The sequence below is a fragment of the Hyalangium sp. genome (assembly GCF_035629615.1).
In the GTDB taxonomy this organism is placed as follows: domain Bacteria; phylum Myxococcota; class Myxococcia; order Myxococcales; family Myxococcaceae; genus Hyalangium.
On the sequence record NZ_DASPHO010000002.1, the window covers coordinates 1 to 5,958 of the forward strand.

The following is a 5,958-nucleotide window of genomic DNA, read 5'->3' on the forward strand; positions in this document are numbered from 1 at the left end:
CGGCAGCCGATCCGCTCTCTGGGCTCCATGGGCCGCATGTGCATCATCGAGGATCCCGCGGGCGCCGTGTCGGCCCTCTTCGAAGCCCCGAAGACCTAGGAGGGGCCCGAGCTGTGAGACAGGCCGGCCACCCGGCGGCCGGCCTGACGGGCGTCCACCCTGAGGAAGCGCCGGGGCGCTCTACCTTGTAGGCATGGCCGAGCAAGGCGCTGACACGGACCAGGCGGGCAGCCGGCTGTCCGACTTCGTTCGGGGACGCCTGCATGTCATCCTGAGGGAGTGGGAGCGCCGGGCCCGGCACTTCCCGGTGGCCGAGCGCCTGCACGGCGCGGCGCTGCGCGACCATGTCCCCCAGATCCTCGAGCGCATCGCCCTCGTCCTCCAGAACCTGGACACAGGCGGGCACGAGACACTCCAGGAGCTACCGGACAAGCATGCCCTGGAGCGGCTGGACGAGGGCTATGACCTGCGCACGGCCACCGAGGAGCTGAGCGCGCTGCGCGACACCATCCTGGAGCTGTGGGAGCAGGAGGTGGCCGGCGCCATCTCCGTGCGAGAGGTGCGCGAGCTGGATCGGGCCATCGACGAGGTGATCGCGATCTCGGCGGCCCGGTTCGCCCAGGCCCGGGAGCGCACCTTGCGAGCGCTGGATCGGGTCTCCTCGGCGGCGCTGGGGACGGGGGCGCTGGAGACCTTCCTGCCCCAGCTGATGACGGTGTTGCTGGAGACGGTGGCGGCGGTGGACTCGGTGGCGATCCTCTTGCGGGAGGATCAGGACGTGCTGCGCGTCCGGGCCGCCATCGGGCTCGAGGAGGAGGTCCAGGCGAGGTACTCCGTGCGGATGGGAGAGGGGTTCACCGGCACGGTGGCCGCCCGGCGCGAGCCGCTCCTGCTGCGGGATGCGTCGAGAGATCCGCGGGTGCTCAGCCCCTTCATCCGCCAGAAAGGCATCCATGCCCTGTATGGGGTGCCGCTCCTCCACGAGGGCCAGCTGATCGGCGTGGCGCACATGGGCTCGCGCACGGCCTACGACTTCTCGAATGACGACCAGCAGCTGCTGCGCACCATGGCCCAGCGGGCCACCTCGCTGATCATCCAGGCGCAGCTGATGGAGCGGGTGCGCCAGAGCGAGGCGCGGCTCCATGCCATCGTGGACCACGCGGCGGCGGCCATCTACGTCAAGGACGCAGAGGGCCGCTTCCTGCTCGTCAACCGCCACATGGAGACGCTGACGGGCCGCCCGCGCCAGGAGCTGCTTGGCAAGAGCGACGCGGACGTGTGGCCACCGGAGGTGGCCGAGCCCCTGCGGGCGGTGGATCTCCAGGTGCTCGAGCGGGGCGAGCCCGTGACGACCGAGGAGAGCGTCACCTCGGGGGACGGGCTTCACACCTATCTGTCCGTGAAGTTCCTCCTGCCGGGCGTGGGGGAGCAGCGGGCCTCGCTGGTGGGGATCTCCACGGACATCACCCAGCGCAAGCAGGTGGAGGAGGCGCTGCTCGAGACGAGCGAGCGCATGCGGGCCATCCTCGACGCGGCGGTGGACGGCATCATCACCATCGACGAGCGCGGGGGGATGCAGGGGGTGAACGCGGCGACGACGCGCCTGTTCGGGTACGCGCCGGAGGAGCTGCTGGGCCGCAATGTGAGCATGCTGATGCCCGAGCCCTATCGCAGCGAGCACGAGGGGTACCTGCGAGACTACCTGCGCACCGGGGTGCGGAAGGTGATCGGCATCGGGCGCGAGGTGTGGGGCCAGCGCAAGGACGGGAGCGTCTTCCCCATGGAGCTGGCCATCAGCGAGACGCACCTGGCGCGGGGGCGGTTCTTCACGGGGATGGTGCGGGACATCAGCCGGCGCAAGGAGGCCGAGCGCGCGCAGGAGCTGCTCGTCGAGGCGGGCGCGGTGCTGGCGCAGTCGCTCGATGTGGACACCACGTTGAAGAACATCGCCTCGCTGGCGGTGACGCACCTGGCGGACTACTGCATGGTGGATCTGCTCGGAGAGGACGGGCAGCTCCACCGGCTGGAGGTGCAGGCGAGGGATCCAGCCCGGAGGGAGCTCATCCGCCGGGCCCTGGTCCACCCGCCGCGGCTGGGCTCGGTGAGCCCCGTGGCGCGCGTGTTCGAGACGGGCACCCCGTTGGTGACGGACATCACCCCCGAGTGGCTGGACACCGCGGCGCGGAGCGTGGAGCACCGGGCCATCCTGGAGGAGCTGGCACCTCGCTCCTCGCTCATCCTCCCGCTGAAGGCCCGGGGGCGGACGCTGGGCGTGCTGAACCTGGCCTCGAGACTGCCCCTGCGCATGATGGGGCCCTCCACGGTGGCCGTGGCCAAGGGCCTGGCGGACCGGGCGGCGATCGCGATCGACAACGCGCGGCTCTACCAGGAGGCGCGGGAGGCGGTGCGGGTGCGCGAGGACGTGGTGGCCATCGTCAGCCACGATCTGCGCAACCCGCTGAACGCCATCTCGCTGTCGGCGTCCTCGCTGATCAAGCGCGAGGAGGTGGATGAGCGGACGGCGAAGGCGGCCGCGCGCATCTACTCGGCGGCGGATCGGGCGCACCGGCTGATCCGGGATCTGCTGGACTTCACGCAGGCGCGGGTGGGGGGCATTCCGGTGAGTCCGCGCCCGGTGGCACCCGGCGAGCTGGCGCGGCAGGTGGTGGAGGAGGTCCAGTCCGCCTCTCCCGAGAGGGAGCTGGAGCTGCGGGTGGAGACGGAGCTGCCGGTGGAGGCGGATCCGGACCGGCTGGCCCAGGTGCTGGCGAACCTGATGGGGAACGCGGTGCAGCACAGCCCGGCGGGCACGCCGGTGCGGGTGGGGGTGAGGGAGGAGGGGGAGGGGGTGCTCTTCGCGGTGCACAACCAGGGCACCATCCCCTCCGATCTGCTGCCGGTGTTGTTCGAGCCCTTCCAGCGGGGACGGGAGGCGACGACGCGGGCGGGAGGGAGCCTGGGGTTGGGGCTCTTCATCTCGCGGCAGATCGTCCAGGCGCACGGCGGGCGCATCGCTGTCCAGTCCGAGCCGGTGGAGGGGACGACGTTCACGGTTTGGGTGCCGCGTCGCCCCAGGAGTTAGCGGTGGCAGGCGTGAGGGGGCCGCGCTGGGGGTTGACGACGCAGAAGCGGTGGCCCGTGGGAGCCTCGAGGACCCACCAGCGCTTGACGAAGGCGATGCGCTTGGCGCCGAGCGCCTCGAGCCGCTTCACCTCGGCCTCGAGGTCATCGGCTTCGATGTCGAGGTGGACGCGGCTGTCGTGGTCCACCTTCTGGAGGAGGATCATGGGCTCGTCCTTGGAGGTGGAGAGCTCGCGGTAGTTGCCGCTGTCGGGCGTTGGGGGAAGGACGTCCCTGCCGAACGCGCGGCTCCAGAAGGTGGTGGCGGCGTCGATGTCTTCGACCTTGCAGTCGATGACGAGGGCACAGAAGCGGCTGAGGTGCATGAGGCCTCCGAGAGAGGGGTGGGGGGAGGACGCTCATATATGTTCTGGCGGCGGAAGTGGGCTAGGGTCCGGCGCGCATGCGATGTGACTCCTGTCTCCTTCCCGAACCTTCCGCCCATGTGGCGCTGCATCACAACGTGGGCCTGCTGCTCATGCGCCGCGAGTACTCGACGGAGGGGCAGCTGTGCCGGCGCTGCCTGAACCGCGCGTTCTGGCACCACACCCTGCGGAACGTGACGTTGGGGTGGTGGGGAATGATCTCGTTCTTCATGACCTGGTACTTCCTGGCCACGAATGTCATCAACTACATGCGGGCGCAGAGCGAGCTGGGGAAGGTGCGGCCTCAGCAGGCGGCCCAGGCGACGGTGGCGACGGGGGACGAGGCCCAGAAGATCCTCGGACGCTTCGAGCACAACGTGAGGATGTCGCTGCGCACCGGGGACGAGCCGGCGGTGATCGCCCGGGAGCTGGCGCGCACGCACGGGGTGGAGCCCGCGGAGGCGCAGCGCTTCGTGGAGCAGCTCCGCACCTCTGAGTAGGCGGGCGAGCCGGAAGTCACGCGACTGCTGCCGCGAAAGCCGTGAACAGGTCTCCCGGGAGCGGGTGGTGGAGGCGCCAGATCACGGCCATTGGCTGCTCGGACTCGTGGCGGACGTAGGTGGCCGGCCCCAGGAACCAGAAGGCCCGCTCGTCACTGCGCAAGCGCGCGAAGAGCATGACGGCGCTCTTGAGCGCGACATGGTTCTGGTAGCGCCGCCCGGTCTCGCTGTCCGCGCGCGTCGTCGACTGGCTCTCCCAGTGAATCAGCTCGCGGCTGATGGCGTAGTCGCGGTAGCGCGTCGTTGGGGAGAACTGGCCGCTGGTCTTGTCCAGGGTGAATGCGAGGAGGTCCGTGCTGGCCTCCCTCGCCCAGTAGACGCCCGTCTGCCACGGCGCCACCTTGGCCCCCTCTCCGAGCCCGAATGCCGCGAAGAGCTCGATGCGAGAGTAGCGAGCGTGGACTTGCAGCGGGACGTCCGGGTGCGTCGCGAGCGGCCGATGGACGTGATCAACCCGCGTGGCGAGCACGTCGAGCAGCTCGAGGAGCTCCGCACGCACCTGGGGATGCGCCCAGAGGAGCGCGCTACCCTCCTCGAGGCTTGTCGTCTTGCCGAGCGCTTGATCTGCAGTCGATGCCACGAGCATGCGCAGGAGACGCCGCTCGCGCACGCTCAGGGCACGCGGATCGGGAGCCGACTCAGCCGCGAGCAGCCGACGATAGGTCTCGATTCGCACGAGGTCATCGACATGGAGGAGCCGGCCACAGGCTCGTCGCAACACCTCCTCCGCGGGGCCCGCCGGGCGAAGGGGCAATCCCGCACCGGCACGGAGATCGGACCAGGCCTTCTGCCTCGTATAGACTTCACCGAGCTCGAGCCCCGTCTCCTCCAGATAGCGTGACAGGCTCACCTCTCCTCCAGAGCGGGCAAGCTGGCGGAGCTCCTCCACCTTTTCGGCGAATCGGGACGGGACGGCTTCCCGGATGTTGGTGAGGACGATCTCCGCCGCGACGGGATCGAGCTCCATGTGGCAGCCCGCTGGCAGGAACGGAAACCCACCCTCGATTTGCTGCGAGAGCTCCCGCCGGCTCCCACCGAGCAACGCTCGGAAGCGCCGATCAAAGCGGAACTCCTTCCGATGGTGCCCGACGAAGTCGAGCACCGTGCAGACCGTCTTCCCAGGGCTGAGCCGCAGCCCTCGCCCGAGCTGCTGGAGAAAGAGCGTCGGGCTGTCCGTGGGACGCAAGAGGAGGAGCGTGTCGACGACCGGCACGTCGATGCCCTCGTTGAAGAGATCCACCGAGAACACGACATTCACCCGCCGTGCCGCGAGGTCCGCCAGCGCGGCCCGTCGCTCCTCGTCCGGGCTGTCGGCCCACACCGCGGTCGCCGCGATACCTGCCTCGCGGAATACGCGTGCCATGAAGCGTGCGTGCTCGACGCTGACGCAGAACCCGAGCGCCCGCATCGCGCCCGCATCGTCGACGCGCGCCACGAGCTGCGCGAGGACCCGCCTGGCCCAGACGTCGGTGGCCGTGAACAGGTTGGACAACCCCTCCACGTCGTAGCCGCGCCCCCGGCGCCAGGGGATGTCACGGAGATCCAGCCCATCGTGGAGGCCGTAGTAGACGAAGGGGGCAAGCCGGTGTTGGTCGATCGCGTCCCAGAGCCGGAGCTCGGCGGCAATGCGGTTGTCAAACCAGCCGAGGAGCGGGAGCCCGTCGCTCCTCTCTGGGGTCGCGGTCAGGCCGAGCAGCTCTCGGGGCCTCAGGTGTTCCAGCAGAGCGCGGTACGATGGCGCGGCCGCGTGATGGAACTCGTCGACGATGACCACATCGAAGTGGCTCGGATCCAGGTCCGCGAGCCCCGCCGCGTGCAGGCTCTGGATGGAAGCGAAGACGTGCTCGAAGCGGCGCGGGCGATGACCTCCGACCCATCGCTCACCGAAGGACGCGTCGCGCAGGCCGTGCCGG

4 protein-coding genes are annotated in these 5,958 nt (G+C 69.8%); 2 read left to right on the plus strand and 2 right to left on the minus strand.

The features are described from left to right. The first annotated feature begins 193 nt into the window (after nucleotides 1-193). The gene (locus VD972_RS00040) at nucleotides 194-3,082 is read left to right on the plus strand and encodes a PAS domain S-box protein (protein WP_324978815.1); all 2,889 of its coding nucleotides are present in this window, start codon (nucleotides 194-196) and stop codon (nucleotides 3,080-3,082) included. On the opposite strand, the gene VD972_RS00045 is transcribed toward VD972_RS00040, so the two are convergent. Continuing rightward, nucleotides 3,048-3,446, minus strand: a complete 399-nt coding sequence (locus VD972_RS00045; RefSeq protein ID WP_324978818.1) for a VOC family protein — start codon at nucleotides 3,444-3,446, stop codon at nucleotides 3,048-3,050. The two genes, VD972_RS00040 and VD972_RS00045, sit on opposite strands and share 35 nt — an antisense overlap. A gap of 137 nt (nucleotides 3,447-3,583) precedes the next feature. On the opposite strand from VD972_RS00045, the gene VD972_RS00050 reads away from it, so the two are divergent. Further along, nucleotides 3,584-3,985 carry a hypothetical protein gene (locus VD972_RS00050; protein ID WP_324978821.1) on the plus strand — a complete coding sequence of 134 codons (402 nt, stop codon included), beginning with the start codon at nucleotides 3,584-3,586 and terminating at the stop codon, nucleotides 3,983-3,985. A 16-nt stretch (nucleotides 3,986-4,001) separates the two neighbouring features. On the opposite strand, the gene VD972_RS00055 is transcribed toward VD972_RS00050, so the two are convergent. After that, the coding region (locus VD972_RS00055; RefSeq protein WP_324978824.1) for a DUF3427 domain-containing protein at nucleotides 4,002-5,958 on the minus strand (1,957 nt) is incomplete at its 5' end.